An 18,727-nucleotide genomic window follows, 5' to 3' on the forward strand; every position below is an offset into this window, starting at 1 on the left:
CCGCACGACAGCCATTACGGGGTCGTGCCTGTCGCACCCCCCGAACGCGACCTAAGCTTCGCCGCGGTCGCAGCCCGCCATCGCGCGGCGGAGGAGGCGCTCGCAAAGGTCGACGCCTACGCCCGCGGTCTCCATGATCCCTTCGTCGTCAGCCGTATCCTCTCCCGCCAGGAAGCTGTCAGCAGTTCGGCCATAGAAGGGACGCACAGCACCCTCGACGAAGTCCTCACCGGAGAGGCGACCCAGGACGAGGAGGCGCGCGCGGAAGTCCTGCAGGTGCGCAAATACGCCACCACTGTCACCCGTTTCATCAAGCAGGCTCATCGGCAGGGAAACGAGGTCTTCAGCGCGAACCTGGTCCGTCGTCTTCATAAGCGCATCATGGAGGACGCCCCGAACTACCGCGACGCGCCCGGCGATCTGCGCGAAGTCTCCGTATGGATCGGCGGGCGGGACATGGCCTATTCGATCTTCAACCCGCCGCCGGCTTCCAAAGTCCCGGCCTGCCTTGAGGACACGGTGCGCTACATGCGCGCAGAGGGCATGCACGAGATCCAGCAGAGCATCATCACGCGCATGGCGCTCGCCCATGCCCATTTCGAAGCCGTGCACCCGTTCCGGGACGGAAACGGCCGGGTCGGCCGGATGCTGCTGCCGATCATGATGGCCGCCGATGGCCGTACGCCGCTGTATCTCGCCCCCTATATCGAGGCGAACAAGCCCGCCTATGTCGAGGCGCTGAAGGCCGCTCAGCAGCGGCTCGACTGGGCGTCGATGGTCGGCTTTGTGTCCGACGCGGTCGTGGGATCGGCGAACGAACTGTTCACGACACGCGAAGCCCTAGAGGTCTTGTCGACCCGTTGGAAGGCGCGACGCGCCTTTCGGCGGGGCTCGTCGTCTCTCAGGGCCCTGGAGATTCTGCCACAGTATCCGGTGATCACCATCTCCCGCCTGGCGACCCTCCTGAAGGTCACCTATCCAGCGGCAGCGACAGCGGTCGCGCAACTGGAGGAGATCAAGGCGCTGGTGGAGCGCACCGGCTACACCCGCAACCGGGTCTTTGCAGCCCCCGAGGCCTTGTCGATTCTCAATCGGCCGTTCGGCGAGGAGCCGATCCTCCCCGAGGCGTAAGCTCCCCCCACACACTGCAAAGCGCGGTCCTCTTCATGGCCGAACGCCGGCCCAGTATCGCGGATCAGAGGATCAGATCGGACAATCCCCGACAGTGCAGCCGACCTACGGCGACGAAACCGACAGACGCTTGAAGAAAGTGCGGCTACGGCGCTTGGCGACGAGCTTGAAGCCGTCGGTGAAATGTTTCCATGTCGTCGAATGGCGACAATTATCATTGTTATCGAACGCTAACAATACTATTTGTCGACGAACGCTGACAGGACTGGTCATGATTATCCGCTCGCCGAGAGACCTAGGATCTGCCGTTCGGGCTCGCCGCAAAGCGCTTGGACTGGATCAGGCCGCCGTCGCCGATCGGGTCGGGGTGAGCCGCCAATGGATCGGTGCTCTTGAGCATGGCAAGGCGGGCGTAGAGCTCGGCCTCGTGCTGCGAACCCTCAAGGCGCTGGATATCCCCCTTAGCCTGGGCGATGATCTCCTCGTATCCAGCCCTCCATTCTCGTCCGTGGACATCGACGCCATTGTCGATGCGGCCAAAGCGCCATGACCGCCCCCCTTACTCTTCTCCTGGACGGCCAAAAGATCGGCTGCATCCATCGAGAAAAGGGTCGACTGTCTCTCGTCTATGAAGACGCTTGGCGAGCAAGGCCCGACGCCTATCCACTATCCCTCTCCATGCCGCTGGCTTCCGCCGAACATCCGCACGGCCCCGTAGAGGCCTTTCTCTGGGGGCTGCTGCCGGACAGCGAGGCCGTAATCGACAGATGGGCGCGTCGTTTCCACGTCTCTCCGCGTAATCCCTTCGCCCTGGTCGGCGCGGTCGGCGAGGATTGCGCCGGCGCCGTGCAGTTCGTCCGGCCCGATCGTCTGGACGCGCTTCAGGCTGGCGCGACGGACGACGTTGCATGGCTCGATGAGGGAGGCGTCGCCGACCGACTACGTGCGCTGCGCGAGGATCATACAGCTTGGCGGCAAGCCCGCGACACGGGGCAGTTCAGCCTTGCCGGCGCCCAACCCAAAACGGCCCTGATTTTCACCGACGGACGTTGGGGCGTGCCCTCGGGGCGTTTGCCGACAACCCACATTCTCAAGCCGCCAACCGGCGAGTTCGACGGCCACGCTGAGAACGAGCATTTCTGCATGATCTTGGCGCGTCGCCTCGGCTTGCCGACGGCGCGATCCGATGTGCGGACCTTCGGCCATGAGATCACTATCGTTATCGAGCGTTACGATCGCGTGCTGATCGGCGAGCGGATTGCCCGCGTTCATCAAGAAGATTTCTGTCAGGCCCTCGCCCAGTTGCCTTGGAAGAAGTACGAGAACGAAGGCGGCCCGAATGTGCGGGCCTGCATCGACCTTCTGGCCGACCAATCGAGCGATCCGTCAACCGATATCGCCACCTTCGTGAACGCCGTTCTGCTCAACTGGATCATCGCTGGCACGGACGCCCACGCGAAGAACTTCTCGATGCTGATCGGCGGCGGAGGCCGGGCCCGTCTGGCCCCTTTATACGATATCGCAAGCGCCCTGCCCTATGACGGTCTGGATTTTCAGAAACTGAAGCTCGCCATGAAGTTCGGAGGCGAATACCGCCTACGCGATATCGGCGCGCGACATGTCGCCCGTCTCGCCAAAGACGCCCGACTGGATCCGGTCAAGCTTGCGATCCACGCCAGAGACTTTGCTATTCAGACTGGGCGCATGACCGCTCTAGTCAGGATCGAACTCCATGAAGCCGGCCTGACCCATCCGATAATTCCCCGCCTGGCCGAAGCCATATCCGCGCGTGCGCAGCGCTTGGCGAAACTTCTGGAAGCTTGATCTCGTGATCAGACGGCTCGCACGGCGAACGTCACCGAGCCGCTCGAGCCTCTGCGGCTCCAACAGTCGATCCTCGAGGTGGGCGATCACGGCCTCGTCTAGCTTGTTCATTGGCGCTGCCATGCCCTTGCAGCCCGCCGCGCCCATGCGCGCCTTGGTCGAGCAGGCATAGTAGCGGCAATGACCGCCCGCCCTGCCTCGACCCGTCCGCAGTGTCATCGCGCCGCCACAGGCGGCGAAGAAGCAGATGCCGGTCAGCAGATTCGGGCAGCTCGATATGCCCGGTGGAGTCCACCTTGGGTTGCGAGCCTTGAGCTTCGCCCTGACCGCTTCGAACTCCTCGCGAGAAATGATGGGCGGAACCGCCATGACGGCGTGTTCGGATTCCGGCTTTAGCTGACGGGTCTTATGATCGCGTGTGTTGAACCGGTGCTCGTCTATGTAGGTCGAGCGAGTCAGGATCTGATGGATCGCTGAGATGCCCCAGCGCCCGCCGTCGCGCGTGCGGATGTTGCCGTTACTGAGCGTCGTTGCGAGGGTCTTGAGCCCCATCGGTCCGCTCCGGCCATCACCCCGTAGCGCCCAGCGATAGGTGGTGCGCACCGTCTCAGCCTGAAGCGGGTCTACCTCCGGCGTCTTCTTGATCTTGGCGCCGCGCTGACCTTCCTCGACAATCCGATAGCCGATGGGAGGTCGGGCGCCGTTCCAGCAGCCTTACCGGGCATTCTCCATCATGGCCCGCAGGGTGGCGAGGTTTGCAGAGTCATGTTTTCATAGTCGTTGACGCCGTAGCGCCCGTTCAGGTCGATCAGGCCGCCCGGGAAGAGCATTGCCGCCACTCTTCTGATCGTTGGAAAAGGCTTCATTGCGCAACAATGCGCCCGCGCCGTCGCGACGCACAACGGGTCCGACACCGTGGGAATCGTTGACGTCAAATCCGTCAGAAAGCGTGAAGCCCCAGGTGCGCCCGCGTGGTCCGCGATGAAGCCGACGTGCGGGCCATTCGCCTGACGCGTCGATAGCGATCAACGGCTTTCCTAGGCCGACGCCCAGAACGAAGCCGATCAGCGGGAGGGTTAGTTTCGGGCCGGATTTCCCTTGGGAAACAGGCCGGAACTAGAGAAAATCGATAATCTTAGGGGCGGGTGGGAGATTCAGGTCCGAACTCTCTTGGGGATGGTGCCTCACTCCGTCCTCATCCATTTCGTCGAGTTCTGCGGCTTCAACGAAAACCACGGCCTCGCCCGGACGCAAATGGCTTTCGACGGCATTTTGTGCGTCATCAGCACTGGGAGCTTTTACGCGGATCAACCGCGAGGAACCATCCTCCTTGCCCAACGTCACTTCATAGACGACAGCCATAATATTCTCCGTTCAAGATATGGTCGGCAACGCTACGGGCCGGGCGATGTTGCAGTAGCGGCAACCGGCGCTCCCGACCTATTCTGGCGGAACATCATCATCGCCCTCGACACGATCTCTATAAACAGCGGCGCGCGCCAGGAGGATCATGGTCACGGGCGTTGTCACGGTCAGGAAGATCCCAATCAGCAGGTCTTGCAGAGCCAGGCGTCCCTCGGTCATCGACCAGAACATCGCCGAGGCCACGACTATCGATGCCATGCCAAGCGTGGCTCCCAGGGTCGGGGCGTGAACGCGCTCATAGAAGCGTTTCAGGACCACAAGGCCCACGGAGCCGGTCAGCGCGAGCAGACTGCCGAACACCACGACGGCGACTATGGTCCAGGCCGCCCAAAGCGGCAGGTCAGAGGGCGTCATTCGATCACCTCGCCACGCATCAAAAACTTGGCCAGGGCGACGGTGGCGGTGAAGCCCAGCATGCCGATGATCAGGGCCGCCTCGAAATAGAGGCCGACCCCGCTGCGCATTCCCTGAACCAGGATCAGTAGCATGGCGTTCAGATACAGGGTATCGAGGCCTAGCACCCGGTCCTGCGCTCGAGGGCCGCGCATCATGCGCCAGGCGGCCAGCAGCATAGCCAGCAACAGTATGGCCTGGGCCGCGCCCAACCCCCAGTAGAGAACGGCGGAGGCGGTCACGGGAAGATCTCCAGCAGCAGGCGTTCGTATCGTCCCTTGATCAGGTCGATCCAGTCCTGTTCCTCGACCAGATCGAGAACATGCAGCAGCAGACGGCCCGACGGCCGGTCATACTGGACCCACAAGGTGCCGGGCGTACTGGTCACGATGATGGCGAGCACGGCCAGGCCGTATCGGTTGCCCAGGTCCAGCGGCACATGGATGAAGCCGGACACGCGTTGACGTTTGCGCCGCCCCAGGATGATCGTGGCCACGGCGTAGTTGGACCGGACTACGTCGACGGCGAAATAGCTGGCTAGCCGCAGAACGGCCCCCGGCGAGCGGACGCCGGATCGGTCGGGCTCCAGCCCTCGCATGACTTGCGGGATCGCCAGGGCCGCGACCAGGGCGAGAAGCACGTCGCCCGCTGAAATCGATCCGCTCAGCAGCAGCCAGGTCGCAAACAGCCCAAGCGCCAGAAGGGGATGGGGCAGGAGGGCGCGGATCATTCGGCGTCTCCCAGTACGGCGCTGATATAGGCCTTGGGCGAGGTCAGCCATTCGCCGGTCTTCTCTGCATAGGTCAGGCCGGCGGCTGCTCCGGCGCTCAGCCACAAACAGCACAAAACCAGGCCGCCGATGGCCAGGAACTCGGGACTGCGGACCTTGGGCGCGACGGCGTCCTCGCGCCAGAACCCCGCCACGCCGAACCGCGTCAGCGCGATCAGGGCGGCAAAACTGGACAGGGTCAGCACCCCGATCAGGGTCCAACTGGCGGGCGACATCGCACCGTCGCCCGACAACAGGGCGACGAAGATGCTCAGCTTGCCGGCGAAGCCCGCCAGCGGCGGCAGGCTAACGGTCACCAGCGCAGCCAGGATGAAGGCGCCTCCGAGGAAGGCGGTCGAGGCCGGCAGGACGCGCCCGACCTCATGCACGTCGTCCGCAGCGAAGGGGTCGTCATACTCGTCGTCGAAGACTGCGTCGTCCGGCGAGGCCGCCGCGTCCTCGCCGCGCGCCAGGATTTCGGCGATCAGGAACAGGGTCCCCGCCGCCAGCGTCGAGGCCGACATGTAGAAGAGGGCGCCGCCGACGGCCTGGGGCACAGTGGTTCCTGCGATGGCCAGAACCGTGCCCGACGAGACCATGACGGCATAGCCGGCGGCCCCTTCCAGGCGTCGCGCCGAAACCATGCCGGCCGCGCCGAAGACAACCGTGGCCACGCCGGCCGCGAGCAGCCAGGTATTGCCGAACCCTTCGGAGACTCCCGCGTCGGCGCTGAACAACAGGGTGGCCAGGCGCAGGATGACATAGACCCCGACCTTGCTGAGGATGGCGAAGACCGCTGCAACGGGCGCGCTGGCGGCGGCGTAGGCGCCGGGCAGCCAGAAGCCGAGCGGCCAGGCCGCCGCCTTGACAAGGAAGGCCACGCCCAGGATGGCGCAACCGATGTGGAACAGGGCGCGATCAGGGTCTGGGATAGAGGCGACCTTGCTGGCGATGTCGGCCATGTTGAGCGCGCCGGTCACGCCGTAGATCAGGCTGACCCCGATCAGGAAGAACAGCGACGCCGTCAGGTTGATGGCGACGTAGCCCAGTCCGGCCCGTACCCGCTTCTCGCCCGACCCATGCAGCAGTAGCCCGTAGGAGGCGGCCAGCATCACCTCGAAGAAGACGAACAGGTTGAACAGGTCGCCGGTCAGAACCGCTCCGTTCACCCCCATGACCAGCAACAGATAAAGGGCGTGGAAGCGCGGCCCGGCCCGGTCCCAGCGCGCGTAGGAGAACATCAGCCCGCCGGCCGCCAGCGTCGCCGTCAGCGCTAGCATCAGGGTCGACAGCCGGTCCGCCACCAAGGTGATGCCGAACGGCGCCGACCAGGCGCCGAGGTTGTAGATGCGCGCGGTGTCGTCGCCCGCCGGTCCGCCGACGGCGGCTTGGTGAAGCAGGGTGTAGGCGACGCCGACCAGGGCGATCAGGCTTAAAAGGCTGATCAGGGCTTTCAGGCCATAGCGCTGCTCCTTGAGCAGAAGCATGGTCGCCGCCGCGATCAACGGTAGTACGACGGGCACGACGATGAGGTGGTCTTGCCAGTCGGTCATTCGCCCGGCTCCCGTCCATCGATGTGGTCGCTACCGGTGATCCCTCGACTGGTCAGCAGAACCACCAGGAACAGCGCCGTCAGGGCGAAGCTTATAACGATGGCGGTCAGGACCAGGGCCTGGGGCACGGGGTCGGCATAGGCCGCCGGATTAACCGGCCCTTCGCCCTTCAGCACAGGCGGAGCGCCCGCCCGCAGCCGCCCCATGGCGAAGATGAACAAGTTGACGGCATAGCCGAGCAGGGACAGGCCGATGATGACCTGGAAGGTGCGGGGGCGCAGCAGCAGCCAGACGCCGGCGGCGGTCAGCACCCCGATTCCGAGAGCGAGAACCAGCTCCATCAGACGGCGTCCTCTTCAGCGACGACAGGGGGGACGGGACGAGACTTTCGCAACGATTGGTGGGCGATGGCGACCAGCATCAGCACCGTGGCGCCGACCACCAGCAAGGCGACCCCCGCGTCAAACACGACTGCAGAGGCCAAGGGCGTCTTGCCGATAAGCGGCAGGTCGACATAGCGGAACCAGGAGGTCAGCAGGGGATAGCCGAACAGCCACGAGGCGACCCCCGACAGCGCCGCGATCAACAGCCCGCCGCCTATCCAGACCAGGGGCCGGATCTCCAGCCGCTCTTCGACCCAGCGGGCGCCCGAGGCCATGTATTGCAGGATGAAAGCGATCGACAGGGTCACGCCTGCCGCGAAACCCCCGCCTGGCAGGTCATGCCCGCGCAGGAAGAGGTGCAGCGCCAACAGCACGATGAAGGGGAAGAGCCAGCGCATGACCACGCGGGGGATCAGCATGGTCTCGGACAGGGTGTCGCCCAGCTTGCGGTCTTCACGGCGGTCGTCACTGTCGTCCTGAATGCGTTTCTGCTCGGTATGGCCGAGACTGTCGGCCGCGGGACGAAAGCGACGCAACAGGGCCCAGATCGTCAGGCCCACAATGCCCAGGACCGTGATCTCGCCCAGGGTGTCAAAAGCGCGGAAATCGACCAGCAGAACGTTCACGACATTGCGCCCGCCCCCCTCGGAATAGGCATGGTCGAGGAAGTATCGGGCCAGCGGCGACGCCGACGGACGCGTCATGACGGCGAAGGCGACCAGGGCGACCCCGGCGCCAGCCAGGATAGCGATGGCTAGGTCGCTGGCGCGCCGCCGCCGGGCCTTGGCTTCCTGTTGGGGCGAGGCCAGACCTGGCAGGCGCTTGGGCAGCCAGCGCAGGCCGATCAGCAGCAGAACCGTAGTGACGACCTCGACCAGCATCTGGGTCGTGGCCAGATCGGGCGCTGAGAACCAGACGAAGGTCAGGCAACTGACCAAGCCGGCGCCGCCGACCAGCACGACCGAGGCCAGGCGGTGATACTTGGCCTGCCAGGCGGCGGCGATGGCGCAGGACCCGCCGATGATCCACAGCAAGGTGAACCCCAGGCCGGGACGCTGAATGGTCAGCCCCGCCTCGTCAAAGCCCAGACCGGCCATGCCGCTGGCCAGCACCGCCGCCAGCAGGCAGGTCAGGATGATGGCCCGCAGGCGCGCCTGCTGCCGTGCCGCTCCGAGACGTTGCACGATCCAGGCGGCGCCGTTGTTGAAGGCCCGCATGGCCCGGTCATAGGCGCGGGCGCCGTTGAAACGGCCGACCACCCAGGGACGCTGGCTGGCGTTGATCCGCGGGCCGAGCAGCTTGTAGGCCGTGACGCCGCCGACCAGGGCGATCATGCTCATCACCAGCGGCAGACTGAAGCCGTGCCACAGGGCCAGACTGTAATAGGGCACGTCCGGACCCAGAACCGAACGAACGGCGACGGCCAGGATCGGGCCGATGGTGATGGCCGGCAGGACCCCGACGATGATGCACAGGCCGACCAGGACCTCGATGGGGAAGCGCATCCAGCGCGCCGGCTCATGCGGTGTCTTGGGCAGATCGACGGGCGGCGGGCCAAAGAAGGTTTGGTGGATGAAGCGCACTGAATAGAGCACGCTCAGCAGGCTGGCGACGGTGGCCAAAACGGGCAGGGCCAGGTTCAGGTGGCGTCCGCCGGTATGGGCGACAGCCTCCGCCAGGAACATCTCCTTGGACAGGAAGCCGTTCAGCAGCGGCACCCCCGCCATGGCGGCGGCGGCGACGATGGCCAGGGCCGCCGTGACCGGCATAGAGCGTCTGAGGCCGCTGAGTTTGCGCATGTCGCGCGTGCCGGTCTCGTGGTCTATGACCCCGGCGGCCATGAATAGCGAGGCCTTGAAGGTGGCGTGGTTCACCGTGTGGAAGATGGCGGCCACCGCCGCCAACGGGCTGCCCAAGCCGAGCAACAGGGTGATCAGACCCAGGTGGCTGATGGTGGAATAGGCCAGCAAGCCCTTGAGGTCATTCTGGAAGACGGCGCTCCAGGCCCCGAACAACAGGGTCGCCATCCCCGCCGTGCTGACAATGACATACCAGGCGTCGGTGCCCGCCAGCACGGGCCAGAGGCGGATCAGCAGGAAGACGCCCGCCTTCACCATGGTCGCCGAATGCAGATAGGCGCTGACCGGGGTCGGTGCCGCCATCGCGCGCGGCAACCAGAAATGGAAGGGGAACTGCGCGCTCTTGGTCAGGGCGCCCGCCAGGATCAGGATCAGGGCGGTCAGGTACCAGGGGCTGTTCTTGATGAGATCGCCCGACGCCAGCACCACGTCCAGATCGAAGCTGCCGACGATGCGGCCCAGCACCACGACCCCGGCCAGCAGGCACAGCCCGCCCGCCGCCGTGACGGTCAGCGCCATTCTTGCGCCGTCGCGCGCGGCTGCATTGTGGTGCCAGTAGCCGATCAGCAGGAAGGAAAAGAGGCTGGTCAGCTCCCAGAAGACAGCCAACTGGATCAGGTCACCGGCCATGACCATGCCGGTCATCGCTCCCATGAAGGCCAGCAGGAAGGCGAAGAAGCGCGGGACCGGATCGTCCGCCGACATATAATAGCGGGCGTAGAGCACCACGAGGGCGCCAATGCCCTGGACCATGACCGCGAACAGCCAGGCCAGTCCGTCCAACCGCAGGGTGAAGTTGACGCCGAGTGTCGGCAGCCAGGCCATCGACCAGCGCACGGGCTCGCCGCTGGCGACCGCTGGGAATAGGGCCACCAGACAGAGGAGCCCCGCCAGAGACGTCAACCAGGCCAAACCTGCTGCAGCATTCCGCGCGCGTGACGGCAAGAATATCGCCATCAGGCTGGCCACGAAGGGCGCGCCGAATGGAACAAGCAGCAAGAAGGTATGCGGCATACGTAGCGGTAGTCCTGTAGCTGGAGGATCGAACAGCTAACCTAGAGCAGTCTCAGAACCATAGGGTGATCTGCGACGATCCGACCCACAACTATCGTCTATCCAACAAGCGATAGCATACCTGATCCCACAGGCTCGCTGCAGTGTCTGAGCCGGCGCGACACGCATCTCCTGACGAAGGTCGTCTTTCAAGCGGCGGTCCAATGTGCGCTCCTGGCGCTTCCCAGACCGCAGCGCGCCTATGCGGCCCAGGCAAACATGGCCGCATAGTTGTCAGGATCATCCACGCCAGCGCCCTAACCAAACCAGTCAGTCTTCGTCCATCGCCTCGAACATCGCCTGAGCTTCATCGAAGGTGTCATAGGCCAACACCTCGGGCGGCCGGGTGATGACGAACCGAACTAACGCCGTCCCTTCGGCGGGGATCAATCTTTGCCAGAAAGAGCGATCATGGCGCGTCTGAAGAAGCGTCCAGTCTCCTTCTCCTTGCGGGTGTGTCAGCTCTTCGCGCATCATAAATTTCCCCCGTTCACATGCCGTCGCTCCACTCGAGCGCAGTCTGCAGGACATGTCAAAATGCACCGGCGAACGACGTCTGCCGGTGAAGGAGGCGATACCTTCCAGAATAGGTAGAGACCGCTTAAGCTCTACGTCGCCCGGGCGGCTCCCGCGCATGTCCAGGCTTCGGCTAAAGGCGGCGGCGCATGGCTCAACCATGTTCTCAACGCCCGGCGCACTCCCTCATTCGCTTTTGGCGGGCGGCCCAGCCGCTTTGAGCACCAAGGCGCCGTCTGGAGCGGTAACGACCACCAGAGACAGAGCTTCAGCTGCAGCGTATGCGAAGGCCTCCTCCTGGCCGGCTTCGAAAGCGCCGCTGATCGGCGATCGGGACAAGGGCCCGGCTTCGACCCGCACCGCCCGGCGCGCGTAGCGGTTCATCTCGGCCGCCGCCTCATCAAGCGGGATCGCGCGAAAAACGAAACGCCCGTCAGCCCAGTCTTCGATGCGTGCTGGATCGACCGGCTCGACAGGTCCGCCCGAGGCCGGAACGCCTTCTCCCGGCCCGAGGATCCAGGATGCGGCCGCGGTTCCTCGCCTCGCCTTGCGGACCTCGAGCCTGCCCTCGATCAAGGCGACGCTGGTGCTGTCCTTGTCGCGGCTGACGACGAACCGGGTGCCCAGCGCCAGAACCTTTGTCCCCCCGGCCTGGACGACGAAGCGACGCGACGGATCCTTGGCGACGTCGAACAGGGCGCGGCCGCGCAGGAGCGACAACCTCCGGGAACGACCGTCGAAGCGCGCGGAGATGCGCGCACCGGCATCGAGTTGCACGACCGATCCATCTTCAAGCTCAATCGTTCTGCGGCTGAACTCAGGTGCTGAATAGGTTTGGGGCGCAAGAAGGATCCAGGCGGCGGCGCTGACGGCGAGCAGGCCGCCGCCCAGGGCCGCAGTCCAAGGAAGAGCGCTCTTCGCCCGCTTTATTTTCCGACGAGGGATAAGCGCGAGGGCGGACTGGATTTCAGGATCGCCGGCCAAGACGCCTGACTGCGCCCAGAGGGTTTCCACCGCCTCAAAGGCTGAGCGGTTCCGAGTATCTTCGCGCCAGGACTGGAAGGCTTCGATATCAGTGAAACTGACGGCGGGGTTGGAAAGGCGCACGAACCATTCAGCCGCTTGCGTCTCTGCGGTTGTCGCCCTGACGGTCTTTTTCATCATCCCTCGTCATCGCGCAAATGAGCCGCGCAGTGGGCCAAGGCTCGCGACATACGCCATTCCACGGTTTTCACCGAGATGCCCAGGGCGCGGGCGATGGCGGCATGCGGCATGCCTTCGAAGCGGCTCATCAGCAAGACCTGACGTTCGGCCTCGGGCAGGGCCAGAATGATTTGCTTGAGCATGACGGCTTCAACCTGTCCTCCAGGCAAGGCCGGGGCCGTGACGCTCAGGACGCTATCCGAGGCGCTGGCCCGCGCTGCGGTGCGTCGGCGCCGGGACAGATCTCGGCCCAGATTGAAGGCGACGGTCAGAAGAAATCCTCTCGGATGATCGAGCGACTTCGCCCTGTCCCCTGTGCGGATATAGGCTTCCTGCACGATGTCTTCGGCGTCGTCGGGGCCGAATTGCCGACTGACGCGTCCCCGGAGCCAGTCGGAATGCTCGCGATAGAGCCGCCCGACATCCTCTTCGTCCGGTCTTTCTTTCAAACCCATGACGCGCGGCGACGCAGACAAGCCGACCTCCCTTTGCATGAGAGGCGCCCGGAAACCGGTCGAGCACAGCGTTCAAGCAGGAGTCATCGCGGCGCAACGGCGCAAAGCCAAGCGAACGGTTCTCCATATTCTCAAACGAGGTTCTCACGCCTCGGCGCCGGTACGGCGCGAACGAAGAGTGAACTGAACGAACGGCGTTTGCAAGTCGTTCGACTTAGGCAAGCTGATGGGCGCGCGTCGAGCAGCCGCAGGAGAGGCTCCTGCGCCGATCATGGAAAAACTTTCCAGGGTTTTCCCCCTCCCCGTTCGTCTCTCCTCCAACCCGCGCTTCGACGGGAAAAAATAGGGGGAAAGACATGCGCTCCGGTCTCATTTCAACGGCTTTGGCTTCGACGGCTCTGGCGTCAACAGCTCTGACGTCAACAACCATGGCCGCCACGGCGATCGCCGCGGTGATCATGGCGTCGTCTACGCCCGCGGCGGCGCAGGCGCCGACCTCGCCGAGGGCATACAGCGTCCCGGCGGGTGAGCTGGCGCAGGCCCTCCAGGACTTCGTCTCCCAGAGCGGACAGCGCGTGCTCTATTCCTCCCAGCTGGTCTCAGGCCTGAGCTCCCCTGGCGTCTCGGGAAACCTGCCGCCTGAAGAGGCCCTGAGGACCTTGCTGTCCGAGGCCGGTCTGGAGTTCCGCCGAACCGAGGCGGACGTTCTGGTGCTTTTCGACCCGCTCGTCAGCAGCGATCTCAGGGGTTCCGCGACGACGGTGGACGACGTGGTGGTGACCGGCAGCCTGATCCGCGGTCTGGAGCAAGGGTCGTCGCCTGTCATCGTTATCGACAGGAACCAGATTGATCGGGACGGTCACGCGACGGTCGCACAGGCTCTGGCCGCCTTGCCGCAAAACTTCGGGGGTTCTGCGAACGAAGCCGCGATAGACGCTGGCGCGGATCGAACAGCGGGCAACAGCACCTACGCCAACGGGGTCAATCTTCGCGGCCTCGGCAGCGACGCCACCCTGGTGCTGATCAATGGTCGACGTCTCGCAGGGACCGGCATCAGCGGAGATTTTACGGACCTTTCGTCCATCCCCGCCAGCGCGGTGAAACGCATCGACGTTCTGCTGGACGGGGCATCTGCGCTTTACAACGCCGGCCCGCAGAGAGTGGCGCGCCTCGGACGGATTCCTGAGATCGCTGAGACGCGCGCCTACGTCTTCGCCGTTACGGAGTGTTTTCTAGCACTCTCCGCCGGCCGCCGTATCCGATCCCGCAACGACTGCTCTTCGCCAGGCTCATCGCCATAAGACAAGTAACTTACGAGGTTGCACGGCGGTCTCGCTGGAAAGCGGCTGGCCCCGAGCCCTTTTTCGCGGCGCCGGTGTCGAGCAAAGTCCCATTCCTAGCTGTGCTATTCCGCCGCGTTTTTGCGCGCGTAGTAGCGGCGCCGCTTCTTTTCTCGGTTCCGGAAATGGCGGCGTTCCATTTCGCGTTCCAGTCGGGGTCGGGCGATCACCAGCGCCAGCAATGCGAAAGCCACAAATAGCGCCAGTCCCAGCAGCATGATCAGCCCGTCCCATTTTATTACAGATTGATAGAACCTCGTTTGCCGCATAGCAAGTTGCGGGCCCAGACAGGCCGTATCCCTCGAAGCATTCGCCATCCGCTGCGAAGGAAGGGCCCTTATTGCAGCGTTTGGACTATCCCTGCGACGCTTGAACTCCGCTAAGATCCCCCACCATGAAGACTGACCTCAGCCATTTGCCGGACCGTCAACAGCAAGAGCTGGCCCATGCCCGCAGCCTGCTGCTGAACGGCTTTGAGGCTGCGCTGAAGAAGGGGGCTGGCGGGACTTCGGACCATCGCCGAAATGGCCAGGTCCTCAAGATCATCCTGTTCGGATCCTACGCCCGCAATGACTGGGTGGACGAGCCGGAGAACGGCTATCTTTCCGACTTTGATCTTCTCATCATCGTCAGCCACGAGAAGCTGACGGACATCGCGGAATATTGGTGGGAGGCCGAAGATCGGATTCTGCACGATCCGTCCGTAGGCCGCACGGTCAATATCATCGTCCACACCATAGCCGAGGTGAATCAGGCGCTCGGACGAGGCGAATACTTCTGGTCGGACATCGCTCGCGACGGCGTTACCCTATACGAACTGCCCGGCCATCCGTTGGCCGCCATCCGCCCAATGACGGCGCAAGACGCCTATGCGCTCGCCTCACGCTATAATTCTACCAAGCGTTCCGATCTCGACAGATGGCTTGCAACGGCTGATTTTCAACTTTCTAAGGCTCAAGCGGACGCGGGTTTCCGTAAGCTTTCAGCCTTCAGCCTGCATCAGGCCATCGAAACCGCTTACGCCTGCTTTCTTCTCGTCCACACCTTCTACTTCCCGCGTTCCCACAACATTAAATTCCTCCGCTCGCTGGCGGAAAGCCATGAGCCAACCCTGATCGAGGCGTGGCCTCGCCTTGACCGAGCCGACCGCCGTGTGTTCGAGGCCCTGAAGCGCGCCTATGTGGAGGCCCGTTATTCTGAGCACTACGACGTCTCGCCCGAAGATCTGGCGCTCATGGCCAAAGGGGCTGAGATGCTGAGAGACAGGGTCCTGTCGGCTTGCGAAAAGCGCCTCGCCCAGTTGAAGGCCGCAGCCGGCTTCAGCTGACCGCCTTTTCATTGCCGCCCTCTTCACACGCCTAGAGTGTCGGCCCTATAGCACCCGTCCCGCAGACGACGCTGTCGCGGCTGCCGACGAGGACCGGGCTATGGGCGAGAGAAGATACTTCGGCACCGACGGCATTCGTGGTCGCGCCAACACCCATCCGATGACGGCCGAGGTGGCGCTGCGCGTGGGTCTGGCGGCGGGCAAGATGTTCCGCACCGACGACGACCGCCGCCATCTGGTGGTGATCGGCAAGGACACCCGCCTGTCCGGCTACATGATCGAGCCGGCCCTGGTGGCGGGGCTGGCCTCGGTCGGCATGGACGTGCGCACCTTCGGGCCCCTGCCGACGCCGGGCGTGGCCATGATGACGCGCTCGATGCGCGCCGATCTGGGCATCATGATCTCGGCCTCGCACAACGACTACGCCGACAACGGCATCAAGCTGTTCGGGCCGGACGGTTACAAGCTGTCGGACGAGATCGAGCTGAAGATCGAGGCCATGATGGACGAGGGCCTGGATCAGGACCTGGCCCCCGCCAACAAGCTGGGCCGGGTAAAGCGCATCGACGACGCCCCGCCGCGCTATATCGAGATCGCCAAGTCGGCCTTCCCCAAGAAGCTCAGCCTCAAGGGCCTGCGCATCGCCATCGACTGCGCCAACGGCGCCGGCTACCGCGTGGCCCCGACCACCCTCTATGAGCTGGGGGCCGAGATTTTCCCCGTCGGCGTCGAGCCGAACGGCCTGAACATCAACGCCGAATGCGGCTCGACCCATCCCGAGGCGGTGTCCGAGGCGGTCAAGCGCTATCGTTGCGACATCGGCATCGCCCTGGACGGCGACGCCGATCGGGTCATCATCTGCGACGAGAAGGGCCATGTGGTCGACGGCGATCAGATCATGGCCCTGATCGGCCTGGCCTGGGCGCGCAAGGGCCGACTGAACGGCGGCGGCGTGGTCGCCACCGTCATGTCCAACCTGGGCCTGGAGCGCAAACTGAAGGCCGAGGGGCTGACGCTGGAGCGCACCAAGGTGGGCGACCGCTACGTCATGGAGCGGATGCGCGCCGGCGGCTTCAACATCGGCGGCGAGCAGTCGGGTCACATCATCCTGAAGGACTACGCCACGACAGGCGACGGCCTGATGGCGGCGTTGCAGGTGCTGGCGGTTCTGGTCGAGACCGGCGTGCCGATGAGCGAGCTGGCGCGGCAGTTCGAGCCGGTGCCGCAACTGCTGCAGAACGTGCGCTACACCGCCGGCAAGCCGCTGGAGGACGCCAAGGTCAAGGCCGCCATCCTGGAGGCGGAAGCCGCCCTGAACGGCTCGGGTCGTTTGCTGGTGCGCCCGTCCGGCACGGAGAAGCTGATCCGCGTCATGGCCGAAGGCGACGACGAGGCCCTGGTCAAGCGCGTGGTTGCTGATGTCGCCGCCGCGGTGCACGAGCTCGCCTAAATACGCCCCAAACGACCGGAATCCTGAACCATTTTGGGATACCGACAGGCTGTCACCTTACATCCACACGCAGGGCCTCTAGAAAAATCAGCGTTCTAAAGCCGCTAAAAAACACCTTCACACGCTCAACGTGTTGTGGTTATAGCACCCCCTTAGCGCTGCGGAGCTCTGCGCGCCCGGGGATTTTTGTCGTATCATGTGTGGGATTATCGCCGCCATCGGTGAGCGGGCGGCATCGTCTGTTTTAATCGACAGCCTGAAGCGGCTGGAATACCGGGGCTATGATTCCGCCGGCATCGCCGCCGTCGTCGACGGCCGCATCGAGCGTCGCCGCGCCAAGGGCAAGATCCGCGAACTGGAGGCCGTGCTGGCCGCCGAGCCGCTGGCCGGGACCCTCGGCATCGGCCACACCCGCTGGGCCACCCACGGCGCTCCGACCACCGCCAACGCCCACCCGCACAAGGCCGGCCGCGTCTGCCTGGTCCACAACGGCATCATCGAGAACTTCGCCGAACTGAAGGCCGAGCTGGAGGCCGAGGGCCGCGTCTTCGAGAGCCAGACCGACACCGAGGTCGTGGCCCACCTGCTGGATCACAAGTTGGCGGCGGGCCTGACCCCGCTGGACGCTTTCAAGGCCACGCTGGACCGGCTGACCGGCGCCTATGCGCTCGCCGTCCTGATCGAGGGCGAGGACGAGCTGATTCTGGGCGCCCGCCGGGGCAGCCCCCTGGTCGTCGGCTGGGGCGAGGGCGAGATGTACCTGGGCTCAGACGCCCTGGCCGTCGGCCCCTTCACCCAGAAGATCTCCTATCTGGAAGAAGGCGATTACGTTGCCATGACCCGTTCGGGCGCGCGCATGTTCGACGCCCAGGGCCGGCCCGCCGACCGCGCCGTGGTGCAGGTGTCGGCCTCCTCGGCCACGGTCGAGAAGGGCGCCTATCGCCACTTCATGGAAAAGGAAGTCCACGAACAGCCCGACAGCGTCCAGCACACCCTGTCGGAATACCTTGATCTGGTGACGGGCGCGGCCAAGCCCCAGAGCGTGAACTTCGCTACGGTCGACCGCCTCCAGATCATCGCCTGCGGCACCGCCTTCTACGCCGGCCAGATCGGCAAATACGCCTTCGAGAAGTATGCAGGCCTGCCCTGCGACGTCGAGATCGCGTCGGAATTCCGCTACCGCTCCCCCGCCCTGACGCCCGGCACAGTGGCCGTGGCCGTCAGCCAGTCAGGCGAGACCGCCGACACCCTGGCCAGCCTGACCTGGTGCAAGGCCCAGGGTCTGAAGACCGCCGCCGTCGTCAACGTCCACACCTCGTCCATGGCGCGCGAGGCCGACGTCCTGTGGCCGACCCACGCCGGGCCGGAAATCGGCGTCGCCTCGACCAAGGCCTTCACCGCCCAGGTCTCGGCCTTGCTGGCCCTGGCCGTCGCCGCGGGCGTGGCGCGCGGCCGCATCGACGCGACGCGCGAGGCCGAACTGGTCAAGGCCCTGTTCGAGGCCCCGCGCCTGATCGCCGAGGCTGTTGAAAGCCACCGGGACATCGAGAAGATCGCCCATGACCTGGCCAAGGCCACGGACGTCCTGTTCCTCGGCCGGGGCGCCATGTTCCCCCTGGCCATGGAAGGCGCGCTGAAGCTGAAGGAGATCAGCTATATCCACGCCGAGGGTTACGCCGCCGGCGAGCTGAAGCACGGCCCCATCGCCCTGGTGGATGAAAAGACCCCCATCATCGCCCTGGCCCCGCTGGACGAGGTGTTCGAGAAGACCGCCTCCAACCTGGCCGAGGTCGCCGCACGCGGCGGTCCCGTCATCATGATCGCCCCGGCGACCGCCCCGGCTCCGCACGGCGACGGCATCCGCCGGGTCGACGCCCCCGACTGTCACCCCCTGATCGCGCCCCTGGTCTATGCCGTGCCGGTGCAGCTTCTGGCCTATTACACAGCGGTCCAGAAAGGCACCGACGTCGATCAGCCGCGCAACCTTGCCAAGTCGGTGACGGTCGAATGAACCCCGTCCTTCTGACCGTCCACATTATCGCCCTG

At 64.7% G+C, this 18,727-nt stretch carries 19 protein-coding genes; 7 read left to right on the forward strand and 12 right to left on the reverse strand.

Features of this window, described 5'->3' with window-relative positions; translation table 11 throughout:
• Positions 1 to 24 precede the first annotated feature (24 nt).
• The 3 genes from HNP51_RS10675 (at position 25) to HNP51_RS10685 (ending at position 2,955) form a co-directional block, all read left to right on the forward strand.
• Positions 25 to 1,131 carry a Fic family protein gene (locus tag HNP51_RS10675; protein WP_221415845.1) on the forward strand — a complete coding sequence of 369 codons (1,107 nt, stop codon included), beginning with the start codon at positions 25 to 27 and terminating at the stop codon, positions 1,129 to 1,131.
• Between the two features lie 94 nt (positions 1,132 to 1,225).
• Positions 1,226 to 1,681 (forward strand): helix-turn-helix transcriptional regulator, encoded by a 456-nt coding sequence (locus HNP51_RS18850; protein WP_221415844.1) that lies wholly within the window; start codon positions 1,226 to 1,228, stop codon positions 1,679 to 1,681.
• Positions 1,678 to 2,955 carry a type II toxin-antitoxin system HipA family toxin gene (locus HNP51_RS10685; RefSeq protein ID WP_184269654.1) on the forward strand — a complete coding sequence of 426 codons (1,278 nt, stop codon included), beginning with the start codon at positions 1,678 to 1,680 and terminating at the stop codon, positions 2,953 to 2,955. The genes HNP51_RS18850 and HNP51_RS10685 overlap by 4 nt, the downstream gene beginning before the upstream one ends.
• Here the strand turns inward: HNP51_RS10685 and HNP51_RS18855 are convergent.
• From HNP51_RS18855 to HNP51_RS10740, 11 genes are all read right to left on the reverse strand, one after another.
• Positions 2,845 to 3,558: a recombinase family protein gene (locus HNP51_RS18855; protein WP_311769933.1), complete on the reverse strand. Its 714-nt coding sequence runs from the start codon at positions 3,556 to 3,558 to the stop codon at positions 2,845 to 2,847. The genes HNP51_RS10685 and HNP51_RS18855 overlap by 111 nt on opposite strands.
• A 513-nt stretch (positions 3,559 to 4,071) precedes the next feature.
• Positions 4,072 to 4,317 carry a hypothetical protein gene (locus HNP51_RS10695; protein ID WP_184269652.1) on the reverse strand — a complete coding sequence of 82 codons (246 nt, stop codon included), beginning with the start codon at positions 4,315 to 4,317 and terminating at the stop codon, positions 4,072 to 4,074.
• A 78-nt stretch (positions 4,318 to 4,395) separates the two neighbouring features.
• A complete protein-coding gene (gene mnhG / locus HNP51_RS10700) occupies positions 4,396 to 4,734 on the reverse strand; it encodes a monovalent cation/H(+) antiporter subunit G (RefSeq protein ID WP_184269649.1) in 339 nt (112 codons plus the stop codon).
• Entirely contained in the window at positions 4,731 to 5,015 is a 285-nt protein-coding gene (locus HNP51_RS10705) for a K+/H+ antiporter subunit F (RefSeq protein ID WP_184269647.1), read from the reverse strand. Before HNP51_RS10705 ends, mnhG begins: the two co-directional genes overlap by 4 nt.
• Complete coding sequence (locus HNP51_RS10710; protein WP_221415842.1) at positions 5,012 to 5,503, reverse strand: Na+/H+ antiporter subunit E; 492 nt, start codon at positions 5,501 to 5,503, stop codon at positions 5,012 to 5,014. The genes HNP51_RS10705 and HNP51_RS10710 overlap by 4 nt, the downstream gene beginning before the upstream one ends.
• On the reverse strand, positions 5,500 to 7,095 hold the full coding sequence (locus HNP51_RS10715) for a monovalent cation/H+ antiporter subunit D (RefSeq protein WP_184269646.1): 1,596 nt from the start codon (positions 7,093 to 7,095) through the stop codon (positions 5,500 to 5,502). The genes HNP51_RS10710 and HNP51_RS10715 overlap by 4 nt, the downstream gene beginning before the upstream one ends.
• A complete protein-coding gene (locus HNP51_RS10720; RefSeq protein WP_184269644.1) occupies positions 7,092 to 7,436 on the reverse strand; it encodes a Na+/H+ antiporter subunit C in 345 nt (114 codons plus the stop codon). The genes HNP51_RS10715 and HNP51_RS10720 overlap by 4 nt, the downstream gene beginning before the upstream one ends.
• Entirely contained in the window at positions 7,436 to 10,351 is a 2,916-nt protein-coding gene (locus tag HNP51_RS10725; RefSeq protein ID WP_184269642.1) for a monovalent cation/H+ antiporter subunit A, read from the reverse strand. The genes HNP51_RS10720 and HNP51_RS10725 overlap by 1 nt, the downstream gene beginning before the upstream one ends.
• Before the next feature lie 309 nt (positions 10,352 to 10,660).
• Positions 10,661 to 10,864 (reverse strand): hypothetical protein, encoded by a 204-nt coding sequence (locus HNP51_RS10730; protein WP_184269640.1) that lies wholly within the window; start codon positions 10,862 to 10,864, stop codon positions 10,661 to 10,663.
• A 228-nt stretch (positions 10,865 to 11,092) separates the two neighbouring features.
• Complete coding sequence (locus HNP51_RS10735) at positions 11,093 to 12,067, reverse strand: FecR domain-containing protein (protein ID WP_184269638.1); 975 nt, start codon at positions 12,065 to 12,067, stop codon at positions 11,093 to 11,095.
• On the reverse strand, positions 12,067 to 12,585 hold the full coding sequence (locus HNP51_RS10740) for an RNA polymerase sigma factor (protein WP_184269636.1): 519 nt from the start codon (positions 12,583 to 12,585) through the stop codon (positions 12,067 to 12,069). The genes HNP51_RS10735 and HNP51_RS10740 overlap by 1 nt, the downstream gene beginning before the upstream one ends.
• Before the next feature lie 437 nt (positions 12,586 to 13,022).
• Here HNP51_RS10740 and HNP51_RS10745 point away from each other — a divergent pair, with 437 nt between their 5' ends.
• The gene (locus HNP51_RS10745) at positions 13,023 to 13,865 is read left to right on the forward strand and encodes a TonB-dependent receptor plug domain-containing protein (RefSeq protein WP_260398457.1); all 843 of its coding nucleotides are present in this window, start codon (positions 13,023 to 13,025) and stop codon (positions 13,863 to 13,865) included.
• Between the two features lie 104 nt (positions 13,866 to 13,969).
• Here the strand turns inward: HNP51_RS10745 and HNP51_RS10750 are convergent, their stop codons facing one another.
• Positions 13,970 to 14,122 (reverse strand): hypothetical protein, encoded by a 153-nt coding sequence (locus HNP51_RS10750; RefSeq protein WP_184269633.1) that lies wholly within the window; start codon positions 14,120 to 14,122, stop codon positions 13,970 to 13,972.
• 176 nt (positions 14,123 to 14,298) lie between these two features.
• Between HNP51_RS10750 and HNP51_RS10755 the strand changes: the two genes are divergently transcribed.
• The 3 genes from HNP51_RS10755 to glmS all read left to right on the forward strand — a co-directional run bounded on the left by HNP51_RS10755 (position 14,299) and on the right by glmS (position 18,692).
• Entirely contained in the window at positions 14,299 to 15,231 is a 933-nt protein-coding gene (locus HNP51_RS10755) for a HEPN domain-containing protein (protein WP_184269631.1), read from the forward strand.
• A gap of 100 nt (positions 15,232 to 15,331) precedes the next feature.
• Complete coding sequence (gene glmM, locus HNP51_RS10760; protein ID WP_184269629.1) at positions 15,332 to 16,681, forward strand: phosphoglucosamine mutase; 1,350 nt, start codon at positions 15,332 to 15,334, stop codon at positions 16,679 to 16,681.
• A 196-nt stretch (positions 16,682 to 16,877) separates the two neighbouring features.
• Positions 16,878 to 18,692 carry a glutamine--fructose-6-phosphate transaminase (isomerizing) gene (gene glmS / locus HNP51_RS10765; RefSeq protein ID WP_184269627.1) on the forward strand — a complete coding sequence of 605 codons (1,815 nt, stop codon included), beginning with the start codon at positions 16,878 to 16,880 and terminating at the stop codon, positions 18,690 to 18,692.
• The last annotated feature ends 35 nt before the right edge of the window (positions 18,693 to 18,727 follow it).

The organism is Brevundimonas bullata, from assembly GCF_014207965.1.
GTDB lineage: Bacteria > Pseudomonadota > Alphaproteobacteria > Caulobacterales > Caulobacteraceae > Brevundimonas > Brevundimonas bullata_A.